General features: G+C 74.6%; 18 protein-coding genes. 4 read left to right on the forward strand and 14 right to left on the reverse strand.

The features are described from left to right. Window positions 1–18: 18 nt before the first annotated feature. From O7600_RS16710 to O7600_RS16730, 5 genes are all read right to left on the reverse strand, one after another. Window positions 19–1,272, reverse strand: coding sequence for a PQQ-binding-like beta-propeller repeat protein (locus O7600_RS16710; protein WP_281588459.1), 1,254 nt, complete (start codon window positions 1,270–1,272; stop codon window positions 19–21). Window positions 1,273–1,340: 68 nt separating this feature from the next. Further along, complete coding sequence (locus O7600_RS16715; protein WP_281588461.1) at window positions 1,341–1,823, reverse strand: SRPBCC family protein; 483 nt, start codon at window positions 1,821–1,823, stop codon at window positions 1,341–1,343. Between the two features lie 111 nt (window positions 1,824–1,934). Next, a complete protein-coding gene (locus O7600_RS16720; RefSeq protein WP_091568746.1) occupies window positions 1,935–2,144 on the reverse strand; it encodes a DUF397 domain-containing protein in 210 nt (69 codons plus the stop codon). 147 nt (window positions 2,145–2,291) lie between these two features. Continuing rightward, window positions 2,292–3,491 (reverse strand): fumarylacetoacetase, encoded by a 1,200-nt coding sequence (fahA, locus tag O7600_RS16725; RefSeq protein WP_281594178.1) that lies wholly within the window; start codon window positions 3,489–3,491, stop codon window positions 2,292–2,294. Between the two features lie 110 nt (window positions 3,492–3,601). Then, entirely contained in the window at window positions 3,602–4,468 is an 867-nt protein-coding gene (locus tag O7600_RS16730; protein WP_281588464.1) for a hypothetical protein, read from the reverse strand. A gap of 94 nt (window positions 4,469–4,562) precedes the next feature. On the opposite strand from O7600_RS16730, the gene O7600_RS16735 reads away from it, so the two are divergent. After that, on the forward strand, window positions 4,563–5,759 hold the full coding sequence (locus O7600_RS16735; RefSeq protein ID WP_281588466.1) for a homogentisate 1,2-dioxygenase domain-containing protein: 1,197 nt from the start codon (window positions 4,563–4,565) through the stop codon (window positions 5,757–5,759). Window positions 5,760–5,813: 54 nt separating this feature from the next. Here the strand turns inward: O7600_RS16735 and O7600_RS16740 are convergent, their stop codons facing one another. The 5 genes from O7600_RS16740 to O7600_RS16760 form a co-directional block, all read right to left on the reverse strand. Then, the gene (locus O7600_RS16740) at window positions 5,814–6,854 is read right to left on the reverse strand and encodes an NAD(P)-dependent alcohol dehydrogenase (RefSeq protein ID WP_281588468.1); all 1,041 of its coding nucleotides are present in this window, start codon (window positions 6,852–6,854) and stop codon (window positions 5,814–5,816) included. A 151-nt stretch (window positions 6,855–7,005) separates the two neighbouring features. Next, window positions 7,006–8,004, reverse strand: a complete 999-nt coding sequence (locus tag O7600_RS16745; RefSeq protein WP_281588470.1) for a tetratricopeptide repeat protein — start codon at window positions 8,002–8,004, stop codon at window positions 7,006–7,008. 42 nt (window positions 8,005–8,046) lie between these two features. Then, entirely contained in the window at window positions 8,047–8,529 is a 483-nt protein-coding gene (gene ispF, locus O7600_RS16750) for a 2-C-methyl-D-erythritol 2,4-cyclodiphosphate synthase (RefSeq protein WP_281588472.1), read from the reverse strand. Between the two features lie 98 nt (window positions 8,530–8,627). After that, complete coding sequence (gene ispD / locus O7600_RS16755) at window positions 8,628–9,320, reverse strand: 2-C-methyl-D-erythritol 4-phosphate cytidylyltransferase (protein ID WP_281588474.1); 693 nt, start codon at window positions 9,318–9,320, stop codon at window positions 8,628–8,630. Window positions 9,321–9,373: 53 nt separating this feature from the next. Further along, complete coding sequence (locus tag O7600_RS16760; protein ID WP_013288937.1) at window positions 9,374–9,859, reverse strand: CarD family transcriptional regulator; 486 nt, start codon at window positions 9,857–9,859, stop codon at window positions 9,374–9,376. Window positions 9,860–10,186: 327 nt separating this feature from the next. Here O7600_RS16760 and O7600_RS16765 point away from each other — a divergent pair, with 327 nt between their 5' ends. Next, window positions 10,187–10,876: a hypothetical protein gene (locus O7600_RS16765; protein ID WP_281588476.1), complete on the forward strand. Its 690-nt coding sequence runs from the start codon at window positions 10,187–10,189 to the stop codon at window positions 10,874–10,876. Between the two features lie 7 nt (window positions 10,877–10,883). Here the strand turns inward: O7600_RS16765 and O7600_RS16770 are convergent, their stop codons facing one another. From O7600_RS16770 to O7600_RS16785, 4 genes are all read right to left on the reverse strand, one after another. Further along, the gene (locus O7600_RS16770; protein ID WP_281588479.1) at window positions 10,884–11,483 is read right to left on the reverse strand and encodes a hypothetical protein; all 600 of its coding nucleotides are present in this window, start codon (window positions 11,481–11,483) and stop codon (window positions 10,884–10,886) included. 32 nt (window positions 11,484–11,515) lie between these two features. Further along, window positions 11,516–12,574 (reverse strand): type III polyketide synthase, encoded by a 1,059-nt coding sequence (locus O7600_RS16775; RefSeq protein WP_281588481.1) that lies wholly within the window; start codon window positions 12,572–12,574, stop codon window positions 11,516–11,518. A gap of 205 nt (window positions 12,575–12,779) precedes the next feature. Beyond that, the gene (locus tag O7600_RS16780; RefSeq protein ID WP_281588483.1) at window positions 12,780–13,946 is read right to left on the reverse strand and encodes an acyl-CoA dehydrogenase family protein; all 1,167 of its coding nucleotides are present in this window, start codon (window positions 13,944–13,946) and stop codon (window positions 12,780–12,782) included. A 42-nt stretch (window positions 13,947–13,988) separates the two neighbouring features. Continuing rightward, complete coding sequence (locus O7600_RS16785) at window positions 13,989–14,744, reverse strand: methyltransferase domain-containing protein (RefSeq protein ID WP_091568718.1); 756 nt, start codon at window positions 14,742–14,744, stop codon at window positions 13,989–13,991. 45 nt (window positions 14,745–14,789) lie between these two features. Between O7600_RS16785 and O7600_RS16790 the strand changes: the two genes are divergently transcribed. Both O7600_RS16790 and O7600_RS16795 read left to right on the forward strand, forming a co-directional pair. Further along, window positions 14,790–15,629: a UbiA family prenyltransferase gene (locus O7600_RS16790; protein WP_281588486.1), complete on the forward strand. Its 840-nt coding sequence runs from the start codon at window positions 14,790–14,792 to the stop codon at window positions 15,627–15,629. 142 nt (window positions 15,630–15,771) lie between these two features. Next, window positions 15,772–16,542 (forward strand): hypothetical protein, encoded by a 771-nt coding sequence (locus O7600_RS16795; RefSeq protein ID WP_281588488.1) that lies wholly within the window; start codon window positions 15,772–15,774, stop codon window positions 16,540–16,542. Window positions 16,543–16,545 lie beyond the last annotated feature (3 nt).

Genomic DNA, 16,545 nt, shown 5'->3' on the forward strand with positions numbered 1-16,545 from the left:
TTTGTTGGGCGGATCCGGTCACGTGGCGGCGAGCAGCACCGGCTCCGCCATCAGGAAGTAACCCTGGTCGTCGTCCTCCGGGCGGGCCCGCTCCCGCAGCCGCTCCACCGCGACGTAACCGTCCACCGCGTACGCCCGGCCCGGTCGCCAGGCGATCCCGTCCCGCCCGAGGTCCAGCACGGACGTCGACCGCGTCGCGCCGGTGATCGGATCCACGGTGACCAGCTCCCGCCGGTCGGTCAGCAGGTGCACCCGCCCCGGCTCGACGGCCAGCACCCGGGCCGGGTGGATGTCCGCCCGACGCCACAGCTCCTCGCCGGTGCGGGGCGACCGCCCGACCACCACCCCGCCGGACGTGTCCACCACCCGCTCGCCGTCCAGCGCCGCGTCCGGGGCGTCCAGGCCGGGCGCCGGGACCGGCTCCCCCGGGCCGGTCACCAGCCAGCCCCGGCTGTTCTCACCGCCCGGCCCGGCGGTCCGCAGGCCACGGCACCCGGAGAGCCCGACCCGGCAGCCCAACGGAGTCACCACGAGCTGCCCGGGCGCGTCCGGCGGCCGCCACCGGGTCCGCACCACGCCGGTCGCGACGTCCCGCAGCTCGATCGCGGCCGGTCCCTCGCACCGGTCCACGCCCACCAGTTCGCCGCCGGCAGTGGTGCCCACGTCGCCCCGGCAGTCCCGGTCGACGTCGACCCGCCAGAGCCGGCGGCCGTCCGCGAGGTCGTACCCGCCCAGCGCGCCCGGACCCGTTGCCAGCAGCACGGTTCGGCCGGTCCCCGCCCGTCCGACGTACAGGCCGGCCGGGTCCCAGACCGTGCCGGCGTAGGTGCGGCGCGGCTCCGGCACCGACCCCGGCTCCGGGCCGTCCACGCGCCAGACCACCCGGCCGGTACGCGCGTCCAGCGCCACCAGCGTCCCGTCGGACCAGCGGCTGACCACCGTGTTGCCCTCGGCGAGCACCCCGGCAAGCGTCGCCGGCCAGCGGCGGTAGGACCAGAACGGGGTGACCCGGTGCCGCCCGGTGACCGGCTGGTCCGCGTACACCTGGCGGGCGCCGGCATAGACCCGGAGCCGGCCGTCCACGACCAGCGGCGCCACCGGCAGCCGCGCGATCACCCCGGCGGTCGGCGCGGGCGCTGCCGGGTACGGGTCCCGGGCGACGGTCTCGACCTCGGCGGGCGCCAGCACCCGGACGACCACGGCGACCGTCGCCGCGACGGCCAGCACCGCCAGCAGCGTCGTCAGGATCCGCCGCCTCGCGGCCTTCGCCATCCGCCACCTCCGCCCCGGCACCCTACCGGCCGGGTCCGGGCCGGGGTGCGGCGAGCGGTCGGGTCGGCTCAGGCGGCTTCGGCGGAACGGGCGGGGCCGGCGGCCAGCGCCAGGTCGGCCAGGTCACGCCGGAGCGCGCCCTCCACCGCGCGGGCGGCCAGGCCGCCGAGGATCAGGGCCAGCACCCGCCCGTACGGCCGGGTCGGCACCGCCTCCTGCACGACCGTGACCTCGGTGCACCCGCGCCGCCGCCGCTCGACCGTGCGCAGCGTCCAGGTGATCCGGTAGTCGACGCCCGCGCCGCGGGAGTCGAGCACCAGGCGGGCCGGCGCCAGCGCCTCGACCACCTCGTATTCCTCCGGCTCGGTGCCGCCGTCCGGCCGCAGGCGGGTCTCCCGCCAGAGGGTGCCGGGCGCGAAGCCGCCGGCGCCGAGGACCTCGACCGCGCCCACCGCCGAGAGCCAGTCGGCGCGGGCCGGGAGGTCGGTGAGCAGGCGCCACAGGTCGTCGTCCTGCGCTTCGATGAATGCGGAAACCGTCACCGTCGACATGGCACCTCCCGTGTCGTCCACGGTACGGGCCGTCACCGGAAACCGGGAGCCTTGCGGTGACATTTCCACCACCGGTGCCCCGAGCGGGGCACCGGGGCATCCGACGAGCGGTCAGCCGCGGAGCGTTCCGCCCCGCAGTGCGGTGACGAACGCCGTCCAGCCCGGCGGGCTGACCGCGAGCGCCGGACCGTCCGGGTCCTTCGAGTCGCGTACGCCCACCACGCCGTGCGCGGTGACCACGTTGGTCGCCACCTCGACACAGAGGCCCTGATCGTTGGAGCGGCTGCTGGTGCGCCAGACGGCTCCGGTCAGCTCGGTCATGCTCGGTCCTTCCTGTTCGGCTTCTTCCGACTCGGGCGCGCCCCGGAGTGGCCGCCCGGGGCGTACGCGATCCGAGTCGATCAACGCAGAAGGAAACGGCCTCGATCGCACCCGATGTGCGATCGAGGCCGTCCGCCGACAGGTGGTTCAGCGGGCGGGGAGGACCGTCCCGGTGACCTCGCCCAGCGCGATGGTGGTGCCGTCCGGGCCGGGCGCGGTGGCGGTGATCGTCACCGTGTCGCCGTCCTCCAGGAACGTCCGCTCGCTGCCGTCGGCGAGCTTGACCGGCTCGGACCCGCCCCAGGTCAGCTCCAGGAACGAGCCGACCTGAGCGCGCTCGGGGCCGGAGACGGTTCCGGAGGCGTAGAGATCGCCGGTGCGCAGCGAGGCGCCGTTCACGGTGAGGTGGGCGAGTTGCTGGGCCGGGGTCCAGTACATGGTGGCGAACGGCGGCTCGGCGACCCGCTCGCCGTTCCACTCCACCGACAGGGTCAGGTCCAGCCCGAGGTGCGGGGTGTCCCGCAGGTAGTCCTGCACCGGCGGGTCCTGGTCGGGCGCGGGCACGAACGCGTCGGCGAGCGCCTCCAGCGGGGTGATCCAGCCGGAGACCGAGGTGGCGAACGACTTGCCCAGGAACGGGCCAAGCGGCTGGTATTCCCAGGCCTGGATGTCCCGTGCGGACCAGTCGTTGACCAGCACCACGCCGAACACGTGGTCGGCGAAGTCGGCCGCCGGCACCCGCTCGCCGAGCCGGCTCGGCACGCCGACCACGAAACCCACCTCGGCCTCGATGTCCAGGCGCACCGACGCGCCCGTGGTGGGGCCCTGCGCGCTGGCCCGCTGCCCGGTGGGGCGAACCACCGGGGTGCCGGAGACGACCACCGTGCCGGCCCGGCCGTGGTAGCCGATCGGCACGTGCTTCCAGTTCGGCAGCAGCGGCGGCTGGCCGGGCCGGAAGATCTGCCCGACGTTGCCGGCGTGGTGCTCGGAGGAATAGAAGTCGACGTAGTCCGCGACCTCGAACGGCAGCAGCAGCTCGACCTCGCGCAGCGGCACCAGCAGCGGCTCCGCCGCCGGACGGTGCGCCGGGTCGGTGAGCAGCTCGACGACCCGCTGCCGGACGGCGGTCCACTGCGGGCGGCCGAGCGCCAGAAAGGCGTTCAGCGTGGGTCGGCCGAGCGCCCCGCCGGCCAGCACCAGCCCGGCCGACTCCGCGCCGGCCAGGTCGAGCACGAAGTCGCCGATGCGGACGCCGATCCGCGGCTCGCGGTCGCCGTGCCGGAACACCCCGTACGGCAGGTTGGTCACCCCGTACGGCGAACCCGTCGCACCCGAAACCCAACTCACGTCGCGCTGGCCGGGCATGGCCTCACGGCCCTCGCTCCGCTCGGTGCGTTCGCTCATGCCGAGCCGGCCGGGCATGCCCTCACGGCCCTCGCTCCGCTCGGTGCGTTCGCTCATGCCTCGAATCCCCCGTTCACCAGCCCCAGCCGGATCAGATCGGTCAATGGTTCGGAGATGCTGCACGAGCCGTAGCCGACCCAGAGCGGTCGCGCGGACTCGCGGCGGGCCCGGGCCGACTCGACCACGCGCAGCGGGTCGGTGGCGGCCAACAGCTCGGCGACGGCGTCCACCTGGGCGCCCTCGACCGCCGCCAGCGCGGCGGCCAGCACGTTGACGAAGCCATGGTGGGTGAAGCCGGTCTCCGGGTCACGGTGCCGGATCGCGTGGTGCAGCCCGGCGGTGAGCTTGAACGGCAGCTCGCGGTCGCGGCAGGCGCAGATCACCGCGGCCAGCTCGACCGGCGTCGGGAACAACTCGGCGGCCAGCCCGCCGGTGCGGAACTTGGCCGCCACCGGGAGCCCGTCGGCCCGGGCCCGGGCGAGCGCGTCCAGCGCGTCCATCAGGCCGAGCGTCAGCGGGATCTCCGCGTACACGGAGACGCCGTCGAGCCGGCCGGCGAGCGCGACCAGCTCGGCCACGCCGGGGGCGGGGTCCTCACCGCGCTTGGCCACCGGCGCCTCGACCTGCCGGGCGGTCACGCCGTTCGGCGCCAGGGCCGACAGCGCGGCGGGCAGCCCGTCGAGGCCGGTGTCGCCGATCAGGCCGATGACGAGGCCCTCGGCCGGGTCGACCAGGCCGGTCAACGCACCGGCCTGGAGGTCGGAGGCGGGCAACAGCAGCGGGCCGACCAGGTCGGCGTACCAGGCCGCGCGGTGCCGGCGGTGCGCGGTGACCGCGTCGGGCAGCGCGGCGTTGCCGGGCGGGAAGACCGCGGCGTCGTCGACCAGGCCGGCGAGGAGGCGGGGCACCTGCGTTGACACGAGACAAGAATGTACGGGACGCTACGAGGAACGGACAACCGCGTCCGATTATCGGACGCCACCGGCCGGAGAACGGGACATAACGGGAGGCGAGATGCCGTACTACCGCAGCGTCGGCGAGGTGCCCCGCAAGCGCCACACCCAGTTCCGGCAGCCCGACGGCACGCTCTACGCGGAGGAACTGGTCGGCCAGGAGGGCTTCTCCTCCGACTCGTCGCTGCTCTACCACCGGCACGCGCCGACCGCGATCCTCGCCGCCGAGGAGTTCGCCCCGCCCACCGTCACCCGGGTGCCGAACCTGCCGCTCAAGCCGCGCCACCTGCGCACGCACAAACTCGACGGCGCCGGCGCGGACCCGGTGCTCGGCCGGCAGTACCTGCTCGCCAACGACGACGTCCGGATCGCGTACGTGCTGGCCGACCGACCCTCACCGCTGTTCCGCGACGCCACCGGCGACCACTGCCTCTACCTGGAGTCCGGCTCGCTGCGGGTGGAGTCACCGTTCGGCGTGCTCGACGCGGTGGCCGGCGACTACGTCGTCATCCCCACCTCGACCATCCACCGCCTGGTGCCGACCGGAGACGAGCCGACCCGGCTGCTCGCGGTGGAGGCGTCCGGCCACATCGGCCCGCCCAAGCGCTACCTCTCCGTCCGCGGGCAGTTCCTGGAGCACTCGCCCTACTGCGAGCGTGACGTCCGGGGACCGGACACCCCGCTGCTGGTCGACGGCGAGGAGGTGGAGGTGCTGGTCCGGCACCGGTCTCGGGCCGCAGGCCCGGGTGGCAGCGGCACAGCCTGGACGCGTCATGTTTATGCCAACCACCCGTTCGACGTGGTCGGCTGGGACGGGCACCTGTACCCGTGGGCGTTCTCCATCCACGACTTCGAGCCGATCACCGGGCGGATCCACCAGCCGCCGCCGGTGCACCAGACGTTCCAGGGCCCGAACTTCGTGATCTGCTCGTTCGTGCCGCGCAAGGTGGACTACCACCCGGCCGCCATCCCGGTGCCGTACAACCACCACAACGTCGACTCCGACGAGATGCTGTTCTACACCGGCGGCAACTACGAGGCCCGGCGCGGCTCCGGGATCGAGCAGGGCTCGATCTCGCTGCACCCGTCCGGCTTCACCCACGGCCCCCAGCCGGGCGCCGCCGAGCGGTCGATCGGGGCGGACTTCTTCGACGAGCTGGCGGTCATGGTGGACACGTTCCGCCCGCTGGACCTCTGCGACGCGGCGACCGCCTGCGAGGACGACGGCTACGCCTGGACCTGGGCGCGCAAGCCCTGACGTACGCCGAAGGGGCCGCGCCCGGCACGGACGCGGCCCCTTCGCACGGAGTCTTCAGAACGTCGAGGCGTCGATGACGAACCGGTAGCGCACGTCGGACCCGAGCACCCGCTCGTACGCCTCGTTGATCTTGTCGGCCGGGATCACCTCGATCTCTGCGCCCAGCCCGTGCTCGGCGCAGAAGTCGAGCATCTCCTGGGTCTCGGCGATGCCACCGATCATCGAGCCGGCGAACGACCGCCGGGCCGGGATCAGCGAGAACGCGCGCACCGACAGCGGGTCCTCCGGCGCGCCCACGTTGACCAGCGTCCCGTCCACGGCCAGCAGGCCCAGGTACGCGTCCAGGTCGATGGTCGCGCTGACCGTGTTGACGATCAGGTCGAACGAGCCGGCCAGGTCGGTGAACGTCGCCTCGTCCGAGGTGGCGTAGTAGTGGTCGGCGCCGAGCCGCAGCCCGTCCTCCCGCTTCTTCAGCGACTGGGACAGCACGGTCACCTCGGCGCCCATGGCGTGGGCCAGCTTGACGGCCATGTGGCCCAGACCGCCCATGCCGATCACGGCCACCCGCCGGCCCGGCCCGGCGTTCCAGTGCCGCAGCGGCGAGTAGGTGGTGATGCCGGCGCAGAGCAGCGGCGCGGCGGCGTCCAGCTCGATGCCGTCGGGGATGCGCAGCACGAAGTCCTCGGTGACCACGATGGCCTGCGCGTAGCCGCCCTGGGTCGGCTGGCCGTCCCGGCCCACCCCGCCGTACGTGCCGATGTTGCCCTTGAGGCAGTACTGCTCCAGGCCCTTGCGGCAGTTGTCGCACTCCCGGCAGGAGTCGACCATGCAGCCGACGCCGACCCGGTCACCGACGGCGAACTTCGTCACCGCGGAGCCGACCTCCCGCACCACGCCGGCGATCTCGTGACCGACCACGATCGGGTAGGTGGTCGGGCCCCACTCGCTGCGCGCGGTGTGGATGTCGGAGTGGCAGATGCCGGAGAACTTGATGTCGATCGCGACGTCGTCCGGTCCGAGGTCCCGCCGCTCGATGGTGGTCGGGACGAGCGGTTCGGTCGCGGACGTCGCCGCGTAGGCATTGACGGTGAACACGGATTCCCGCTTCCTGCAGCCGGTGGTTTCCTTCCGCGCCGGGACACGCCCGGCCCGCGACACAGCCTGTCGCTCCGGTTCTCCTACCCCCGGGCCACCCCGGTCGACACGTTCCCTTCCTCACCCCGGGGAACGGGAATAGCGGCCCGGATCAGCGGCGGGCGAGCACCGTGAAACCCGCGAGGACGCTTGCGGTGACCGCCCCCACCAGCGGCCACGGGCCGCCGACCAGCGCGTACACCGCCAGCAGCAGCGGCGCGGCGACCGCCGCGTAGATCGCCGGGGCCAGGCCGCGCGCCATCGCGTCGCGCAGCCCGGGCAGCCGGGACGCGGGCCGCCAGAACAGCAACCCGGCACCGACCGTGGCCAGCACCGCGAGCAGACGGGACGCGCCCGGGGCGGCCGGGGCCAGCACCGCCACCAGCACGGCGGCGCCCAGCGACCAGCCGGCGGCGGACAGCACCAGCCGGCGCAGCCCGGAGTCCGTGATGCGGGCCGGATCGACCCGCGCCGGGGTCAGGTCGACCACCTCGGTCAGGTCCTCCAGCGTCTCGGCGTAGCGGCGCCGCTCCAGCCGGGCCACGCCGGTGTCCTGCCGCGCCCCGGCCAGTTCCGGGTCCAGCCGCAACGCCTCCCGGTAGGCCCGCTCGGCCAGGTCGAACAGTTCGAGCCGCACCGCGACCAGGCCGAGCACCAGGTGCGCCTCCGGCTCGTCCGGCGCCAGTTCGACACCCCGCCAGGCCGCGTCGAGCGCCGCCTGCCCGTTCCGCGAGGCGGACAGGATCGCGGCGGCGCCGCGCTGCGCGTACGCGTCGGTCGGACCGAGCGCGAGGATCTCGTCCGCGGCGGCCGCGGCGGCCTTCCAGCGCTCCAGGTCGAGCAGCGCGAGACCGCGTACCACCAGCGCCGGCACGGTGCCCGGTGCGGTCGCCGACGCCGCCTCGGACGCGGCGAGCGCCTCCGCGGGACGGTCGGCGGCGAGCTGCATCCGGGCCAGCATGGTCAGCGCCTCCAGATGCGCGGGCTGCGCCGCGATCAACGCGGTGAGCTCGTCGATCCCCTCGTCGTAGCGACCCAGCTCGGCGAGAAGGTGGGCACGCTGCAGGTAGCCGTCGGCGGCGGACTGGTCGGAGGCGGCGTCACTCGGCATCCCGGCGAGCGTAACCGCCGTCACCCCGCCGCGCGGAGCGGGTCAGTCCGCCGGCGCCTCGTAGACCAGGGCCACCGCGATGCCGGTCAGGCCCTCACCGCGGCCGGTGAAGCCGAGGCCGTCCGTGGTCGCCGCGGACACCGTCACCGGCGCGCCGGCCGCCTCGGAGAGCACCCGCTGCGCCTCGTCCCGGCGCGGGCCGATCTTGGGCCGGTTGCCGATCACCTGGACCGAGACGTTGCCGATCCGGAAGCCCGCGGCACGCACCCGGCGGGCGCTCTCGGCCAGCAGCGCCACCCCGGACGCGCCGGCCCACTCCGGCTGGTCCACCCCGAAGTTCGCGCCCAGGTCGCCGAGGCCGGCCGCGGAGAGCAACGCGTTGCAGGCGGCGTGCGCCGCCACGTCGGCGTCCGAGTGACCGGCCAGGCCGTCCTGGTCCGGCCAGTGCAGGCCCGCCACCCAGCAGGGCCGCCCGGCCTCGAACGCGTGCACGTCGGTGCCGACGGCCACCCGAGGAACGATCATGACCAGAGGGTACGCGGGCCCGTCGTGCCGGAAACCAGCCAGGGAGAAATCGTGGAAGCGAATGGCCCGCATAGGGCCGTTTCCTGCCAGGATCGCAGTCAGGTGAGGGTCAGGAGGTGTTCGGCCAGGGCCAGGTCGAAGGGGCGGGTGATCTTCAGGGCCAGCTCGGAACCGGGTACGCAGACCACCGCGACGCCCTGCTTCTCCACCAGGCCGGCGTCGTCGGTGAGCGGATCTCCGGCGGCCCCGTGCGCGGCGGTCAGCACCGACCGGCGGAAGCCCTGGGGCGTCTGCACCGCCCGCAACGCGGACCGGTCGACCGTGCCGAGCACCCGTTCGGCGACGTCGACCTCCTTGATCGTGTCGACCACCGCCAGCACCGGGATCACCGCGTCGTGCCCGTCGCGGACCGCCGCGGCCACCGACTCGACCAGGTCGGGCGGGGTCAGCGCGCGGGCCGCGTCGTGCACCAGGACGATCTCCGGCCCGGTGGGGACGGCGGCGAGCGAGGCCGCCACGGAAGCCTGGCGCTCGGCGCCTCCCGGCACCACGGTCACCGGCGCGACCGTGCCGAGCATCGCCCGCACCGACTCGACGTCGGCGGCCGGCGCGGCCACCACGATCGTGTGCACCGAGGGTGCGGCGGCGATCCGGCGTACGGCGTGCACGAGGAGCGGCTCGCCGGCGAGCAGCCGGAGCGCCTTCGGGGCGCCGGGACCGAGGCGTACCCCGGCACCGGCCGCAGGAACGAGGACCGCGACGTCACCGCGCGGATTGAGCTGCGCGGTCACGTCGCGGTCCTCGGATTCGTTCGCTGCGGGACGGGTAGAGGCAGAGGTGTGGATCAGGCCTCGGTCAGCACCTTGTCGAGCAGAGTCTCGGCCTCGTCCTTGGTGCTCTTCTCGGCCAGTGCGACCTCGCCCACGAGGATGTCACGGGCCTTGGCGAGCATGCGCTTCTCGCCCGCCGACAGGCCCCGCTCCCGCTCCCGGCGCCACAGGTCGCGGACGACCTCGGCCACCTTCAGCGGGTTGCCGGAGGCCAGCTTCTCCAGATTCGCCTTGTAACGCCGCGACCAGTTGGTCGGCTCCTCGGTGTGCGGTGCACGGAGCACGTCGAAGACCTTGCCCAGGCCCTCTTCGCCGACCACTTCGCGCACACCCACGATCTCGGCGTTCTCGGCGGGCACCCGGACCGTCAGGTCACCCTGCGCGACCCTCAGGACGAGGTATTCCCTGGGCTCGCCCTTGATGACCCGAGTCTCGATTGCCTCGATGAGTGCGGCCCCGTGGTGGGGGTAAACAACGGTCTCGCCGACACTGAAAACCATAGGTTCGAAACCCCTTTCGCTGTGTCTAGGGTAACACGCTCAGGCAGCGATGTCTCACCGCTGTCCTGACCGTTGGCGCAGCTCAGGGGCCCTGTGAGAGGTATTTCTTCGGCTTGACAGGCGGTCAAGTCGATGGTTTCAACACGCTCCGTGACGAACAGATGACAACCCGGTACGGGTGACGGGAGCGTCCAGATCTAGGGCAATGCGCTCCTTCCATGGTAGCTCCGTAACTCCACTCGCGCCCAGGTGTGGCGGTACGGCCCCCGGTGCGGGACGCTGGTGGAGGACGCGACGTCCGCTCACCGAGACGTTCCTGGGGGTCCGATGGGCGTGCCTGACGCAGACGGCCAGGGGCCGCCGGACGGGCTGCCCGGGCTCCCGCCGGAGTGGGGCCGGGTGGTCGTCCCCGACGATGCCTCCGCGCTGGCCGACGAGGCCCGGCAGGTTCGCCGGGAGCTGCACCGCGACCCCCGGCGCGCGCCCCGGCCCGGCCCGGTCCGGATCGGGCTCCCGGCACTCGCGCTGCTGGTCTCGGTGCTGGTCACGCTCGCCGGCCTGGCGGCCGTCACCTGGCCCCGGTCCAACCGCTCCGGCGCCCCGACCGTGCTGCCCCGGACCACCGCCACGCCGTTGGCGGTCGGCCCGCTCCCCGCGCTCGACCTGGTCGGCGGCGACGACACGCCGGTGCCGCTGCGCAGCCTGCTGCCCGCCATGATCATCCTGGTCGACGCCTGCACCTGCGCCGACCAGGTCGGCACGGCGGCCGCCGTCGCACCGCCCGGGGTCACCGTGGTGACCGTGACCGAGGGCCGCAGCGCCGGCCCCGCCACCGTCCCCGGCGTACGCCCCCTCGGCGACCCGGCCGGCGGGCTGCGGTCCTACCTGCACCTCGTCGCCCACCCCGGCACCGCCGCCGCGCTGCTGGTGGACCGGCGGGGCACGCTGGTGCGGCTGGTGCCGGAGCTGGGCCCGGCGACCGACTACCGGGACGACCTGGTCCGGCTCGGCGGCTGAGGCGGGCTCAGTAGAGCGCCTCCAGCCGGGCGTCGAGCGTGGCCTGACCCCGCAGAACGGCGAACCGCACCATCATCGGTGTGCCGTTGCCGTCCAACAACGGGATGTCCAGCCGCCCACCGCAGCGCAGCACCCGCTCGACATCGCCGGACTGCGTACCGGACAACCCCACGGTGACGGTCCCGTCGCCGGAGCAGCCCACCGACAGCCGGTACTTGTCGCCCTGCGACGGGTTCGCCTGCCGGACGAGCGGCGACCCGCCGGGCGTCAGCCGGGACGTCTCCCGCCACACCACGTGCGAAACCTGGAGCGGACGCGCCGCCCCGTCGGGTTCCACCTGGATGATCAGCGAGCGGTCCGGATCGGAGCGCAGCTCGCCGGACCGGGGATCGACCGCGACCACCGTCGCGTCCGATCTGCTCGACGGTTCCGGCCAGTCCTTTTCGGTCGCGGCATCGACGCGGGACCGGACGAGGTCGTCGGCGGACCCGCCCGGGGTCGCGCCGACCCAGGGCGCCGTGGACCGCCACCACCACGTGCCGAGGGCCAACGCCAGCACCGTCAGGCCGGCCAGCAGCGCCAGCCGGGTCCGCTCCTCGGAGGCCATGCCCGCCAGGCTATCGACGCGACGGCGGTCCGTCAGCCCGCCCGTTCGAGCAGTGCCGCGTAGAGCGTCAGCCCGGGGCCGAACGCCAGCATCACCACCCGCCGGGGCGGGTGCTGCGCACGGCACAGCCGGTCCAGGATCAGCAGCACCGTCGGCGACGAGCAGTTGCCGTGCTCGGCCAGCGTCTCCCGGGACGCGGCCAGCGCCGTGGGTGGCAGGTCCAGCTCACGTTCCACCACGTTGAGGATCCGCGGGCCGCCCGGGTGCACCGCCCAGCCGTCCACCTCGGAACGCTCGCACCCGTGCCGGGCCAGCAGGTCGTCGACCAGGTCTCGGACGTAGCGGGACAGCACCTGCGGCACCTTCGGCGACAGGCCCATCCGGAAGCCGGTGTCGGTGACGTCCCAGGTCATGTGGTCGGCCGTGGAGGTGTCGGTGATCGAGGTGACCTCGCGCAGCGCGTACCCCCGACCGCCGGGCACGACCACGGCGGCGACCGCGGCGTCGGAGAAGAGCGCGTGCGAGACGATCTGCTGGGTGTCCACCCGGGCGCCCGGCGGCTGAATGTGCAGGCTGGTCAGCTCCGCGCAGAGCAGCAGCGCGGGCCGACCCCGGGCGGTGACGAAGTCGCTCGCCGCGCCGAGCCCGGGCAGCGCCGCGTAGCAGCCCATGTGCCCGACGAACATGCGCTGCGTGCCCGGGGCCATGCCGAGGTCCCGGGCGAGCAGGATGTCCAGCCCCGGGGTCGCGTACCCGGTGCAGGAGCAGACCACGAACAGGCCGACGTCGGAGGCGTCCAGGCCGGCCGCGGTGAGCGCGCGCCCCACCGCCTCCTTGCCCAGCGGCAGCGCCTCGACCTGGTAGCGGCGCATCCGCCGTTCGGTCGGCCACTCCGAGACGTCCTCCAGGAGCGGGTTCACCGCCGCCTGCCGGCGGGTCACCCCGGAGTTCGCGAAGATCCGTTCGGCCAGCGCCCGGGTGGTCCCGGAGAAGTGCCGCGCGAAGAAGCCCGACCACAGCTCGTCCTGCGCGGCGGCCGGCGGCTGCGCAACACCCAGGCCCGCGATCACCGGTACGTCCACGTCCCCCACCTCTCGGATCCGTCAGCCCTCGCGCTCAGCGGGCCGTCCTTCGTTCGCGACTGCGGGGCTCGCAACCCCGGCTCACTCCTCGCGCTCACCGGGCCGTCCTTCGTTCGCGACTGCGGGGCTCGCAACCCCGGCTCACTCCTCGCGCTCACCGGGCCGTCCTTCGTTCGCGACTGCGGGGCTCGCAACCCCGGCTCACTCCTCGCGCTCACCAGCGAGGGGTCGAGCCGTCGCGGTCCGGGTCGCCGCCGAGCGCCGCGATGCCGAGCCAGTCGGCGCAGACGTCGGACGTGGCCGGGTGCAGCGAGCCGCAGCGGGCGTCCCGGTAGAGCCGCTCCAGCGGGTGGCCCCGGCGGGTCGCCGAGGTGCCCGCGGCCTCCAGCATGGACGCCGCCACCTCGGCCGCCGTGGTACCGGCCAGCAGCTTGGCGCGCCACACCCAGCGGTTCGTCTCCGCGTCGCCGGGGGCCTCGTCGACCCGGCGGGCCGCCTCGGCGACCACCAGCTCGGCGGCGGCGGCGGCCGCGTCCGCCCGGCCCAGTCGGGCCCGGACCGCCGGCAGACCGGCCAGGTTGCGGGCGTTCAGGTGCTCGGCGGCGGCCTCGATGGCGGCCCGCGCCACCCCCACGTAGACGGCCGCGTAGCTGGCCACCAGCCAGTGCGGCATGAGCTGGGCGACCACCAGGGCCAGCCCCTCGACCCCGCCGAGCAGTCGGTCGGCCGGGACCGTCACGTCCAGATGCAGGTCGTGCGAGGAGGTGGCCCGCATGCCCAGCGAGTCCCAGGTGGGCTCGACCGTGATGCCCTCGCCCGCCGGGACCAGGAACTGGGAGACCACCGACTGGTCGGTGGCGCTGCGGGCGGCCACCAGGTAGCCGTCCGGATGGCCGGCGCCGGAGCAGAACGTCTTGCTGCCCTTGATGTGCCAGCCGCCGTCCACCGGCTCGTAGACCGTGCTGAGCTGGGACAGTCGCGCGCCGGCGCCGCGTTCGCTCATCGCCACCGCGTACCAGGACCCGTCGGCCGCCGCGCGCAGCAGCCGGTCGCGGGCGGCCAGCGCCTCGTCCGGTACGCCGAGCGCCTCGGCCAGTTCCTCGGTGACCGCGCCCAGCGCCCCGGTGACCGAGGCGTGCATGTTGAACACCAGCGCGGTCGCGCCGTTGCCCCGGGCCAACTCGGTGGCGACCGCCGCGTACTCGGCGAAGCTGGCGCCCCGGCCGCCCAGCGCCTGCGGCACCATCAGCCCGAACAGGCCGGCCGCCCGGAGGTCGGCGAAGTCGTCCACCGGGAACGAGCCGTCCCGGTCGTGCTCGGCCGCGCGGGCGGCCAGTCGCGGCGCCAACCGGCGGGCCGCCTCCAGCGCGTGCACACTCATGTCGCCCCCTTCTCGGCGTCCCTTTACCCCGGGCCGTCCCGGCTACCCGCTCCGGCGCCCCCTGCCCTGATAGAGCACGGCGGTGGACCGGGTCGGCACGATGCGCGGCTCCGTCCGGGCCGGACGGTCACCGCCGCGCCACCGGCGCAGCAGCCAGGCCAGCGTGCCGCCCAGCTCCGGCCGGACCCCGCGCAGCCGCAGCGACACGCCGTGCCGGGCGCACTCGGCGACCAGCGCGCGGGCGTCCACGAACAACCGTGGGTCGTGGATTCCGCGCGGCACGGTGGGCAGCCGCTCGCCCACCTCCACCGCGACCAGCCGGGCCAGCAGCGTGTCGTTGAGCGTGTCGAGCACCAGCAGGCCGCCGGGGCGCAGCAGGCGGCACGCCTCGGCCACCGCCCGACGCCAGTCCGGCACGTGCTCCAGCAGCTCGCCGGCGGAGACCACGGCGGCGCAGCCGTCGGCCAGGGGCACGGCGGTGGCGTCGCCCTGGAGCACCGTCACGCCGTGCGCGGCGGCCTGGTCGAGCGCGGAGCGGGTCAGGTCCACCCCGACGTGCCGGTAGCCCTTCCCGACCAGGTGCGGCGCCAGCAGCCCGGCTCCGCAGCCGAGGTCGACCAGCAGGTCGTCCGGGGTGGACGCGGGCGGCACCAGGGCCGCGCGGGCGCGGGCCAGCCAGTGCAGCATCGCGAACGCGCCGTCCGGCCGCCACCACTCCCCGGCCAGGTCGTCGTACTGCCGGGGGTCGTTCGGCGGCAGCACCCGGTGCGGTGTGGACACCGGGGACGCTTCTGGCATGGTCCGAGCGTGGCACGACTCCCCGGTAACGACCAGACTTCCCTTATGTCGACGCGGGTGTTAGGGCTGGTCAGGGCGAGCCATCCGGAGCCGGCGGCGGCGGTCGTCGTGGTCGCCGCGCTGCTCGCGGCCGGCGTCGGGCACTCCGCCGTCGGCGTCGCCGTGGTGGCGTTGACGGTGCTGGCCAGCCAACTCGCGGTGGGCTGGAGCAACGACCTGATCGACGCCGAGCGGGACGCCACGGTGGGGCGTACCGACAAGCCGGTGACCACCGGCGCGGTCGCCCGCCCGACGCTGGCCCGCGCCACCGCGGTGGCCGCGGTCGCCACCCCGCTGCTGGCGCTGGCCGGCGGACCGGCCGCGGCCGCGTGCGCCACCCTGGGACTGGTTTCCGCGCTGCTCTACAACCGGCCGCTGAAGTCGACGCCGGTGTCGGTGCTGCCCTACGCGGTCTCGTTCGGCGCGCTGCCCGCCTTCGTGGTGCTGGCCCTGCCCGGCTCGCCCGCGCCACCGGCCTGGCTGGTGGCCGCCGCCGCGCTGCTGGGCGCCGGGGCGCACTTCGCGAACGTCCTGCCGGACCTGGCCGACGACGCCCGGACCGGCGTGCGCGGACTGCCGCACCGGCTGGGGTCCGGGGGCAGCCGGCTGGCCGCCGCCGGGCTGCTCCTCGCGGCCACCGTCGCGCTGGTGTTCGGACCACCCGGGCCGCCGTCGTGGACCGGCCTGTCGGCGGTCGCCGCCGCCGTCGCGGTGCCGGCCCTCGGTTGGTACGCCGGACGCGCCGCCGCCCGGGCCGGTGACCGGCCCGTCACCGCCTTCCGGGCGGTGCTGGTGGTGGCGTTGATCGATGTGGTGCTGCTGGTGGCGAACGGCCGGGTGGTCTGAGAAGTCCCCTGCGCGGGGGGCATTGCCGGGTCCGCGTGCGGGCCTCGATCAGCTCCAACTACCCTGGAGCGCGGTCTGCGCGGGTATGGCCACCCCGTGCCCGGGGGTCGACCGGGCGGGGATCGTGACGAGGAGGACCGACGTGACGCGCTCGATCAGGGGTTCCCGGGGGCCGGCCCTGCTGCTGGCCGGCACGGCGGCGGCGAGCCTGCTGCTGTCCGGGTGCGGCGCCGGGCAGATCGCCGAGACCGCCAACAAGATCCCGTCGGTACAGGGCGTCAACGTCCAGACCTCCGACAACCTCTACAAGGTGCGCGGGCTCTACGTGCAGTTCCCGGGGCCGAAGGGCTACGAGGCGGGCGCGACCGCGCCGCTCAACGTCGTGATCTACAACGACAGCCAGGCCCCGGTGACCGTGACCGTCACCACCGACAGCGCCCGCGAGATCCTGCTCACCGGCGGCGCCGGGTCCAGCGGCGCGGCCACCCCGACCGGCTCGCCGACCGAGCCGGCCTCGGCCTCGCCGACCGCCGCCGACCCGAGCGCCTCGCCCAGCCAGTCGCTCGACGTCACCGGCTCGCCGTCGGCCGGCGAGTCCGCCTCGGCCAGCCCGTCGCCGTCGGAGAGCGAGTCGACGCCCGCCGGGCAGCCGGCCCGGATCGAGATCCCGGCTCTCTCCTACGCCCAGCTGAACAGCGGCAACCCGCAGTTCCTCCAGCTGGTCGGCCTGAACCAGAAGCTGCTCGTCGGCCAGCAGGTCAACCTGACCTTCGACTTCGGCGGCGGCAAGGTGATCAAGACCCCGGCGCCGATCGGCGTCCCGCTGACCCCCGCGGCCGAGCCGTCCGCGATCGTCAACCCGCGCGAGCACGCCGGCGAAGAGGGTGGCGTCGAGGGCGAGAGCCACGGCTGACGC

This window comes from Micromonospora sp. WMMA1998, assembly GCF_027497375.1.
Classification (GTDB): domain Bacteria; phylum Actinomycetota; class Actinomycetes; order Mycobacteriales; family Micromonosporaceae; genus Micromonospora; species Micromonospora sediminicola.

Coding starts and splice junctions, on each gene's coding strand:
- O7600_RS16720 (WP_091568746.1), bottom strand. CDS start 2,144: ATGACCGAGCTGACCGGAGCCGTCTGGCGCACCAGCAGCCGCTCCAAC.
- O7600_RS16760 (WP_013288937.1), bottom strand. CDS start 9,859: ATGGTTTTCAGTGTCGGCGAGACCGTTGTTTACCCCCACCACGGGGCC.
- O7600_RS16780 (WP_281588483.1), bottom strand. CDS start 13,946: ATGAGTGTGCACGCGCTGGAGGCGGCCCGCCGGTTGGCGCCGCGACTG.
- O7600_RS16765 (WP_281588476.1), top strand. CDS start 10,187: ATGGGCGTGCCTGACGCAGACGGCCAGGGGCCGCCGGACGGGCTGCCC.
- O7600_RS16710 (WP_281588459.1), bottom strand. CDS start 1,272: ATGGCGAAGGCCGCGAGGCGGCGGATCCTGACGACGCTGCTGGCGGTG.
- ispF (WP_281588472.1), bottom strand. CDS start 8,529: ATGATCGTTCCTCGGGTGGCCGTCGGCACCGACGTGCACGCGTTCGAG.
- O7600_RS16785 (WP_091568718.1), bottom strand. CDS start 14,744: ATGCCAGAAGCGTCCCCGGTGTCCACACCGCACCGGGTGCTGCCGCCG.
- O7600_RS16735 (WP_281588466.1), top strand. CDS start 4,563: ATGCCGTACTACCGCAGCGTCGGCGAGGTGCCCCGCAAGCGCCACACC.
- O7600_RS16790 (WP_281588486.1), top strand. CDS start 14,790: ATGTCGACGCGGGTGTTAGGGCTGGTCAGGGCGAGCCATCCGGAGCCG.
- O7600_RS16745 (WP_281588470.1), bottom strand. CDS start 8,004: ATGCCGAGTGACGCCGCCTCCGACCAGTCCGCCGCCGACGGCTACCTG.
- O7600_RS16770 (WP_281588479.1), bottom strand. CDS start 11,483: ATGGCCTCCGAGGAGCGGACCCGGCTGGCGCTGCTGGCCGGCCTGACG.
- O7600_RS16715 (WP_281588461.1), bottom strand. CDS start 1,823: ATGTCGACGGTGACGGTTTCCGCATTCATCGAAGCGCAGGACGACGAC.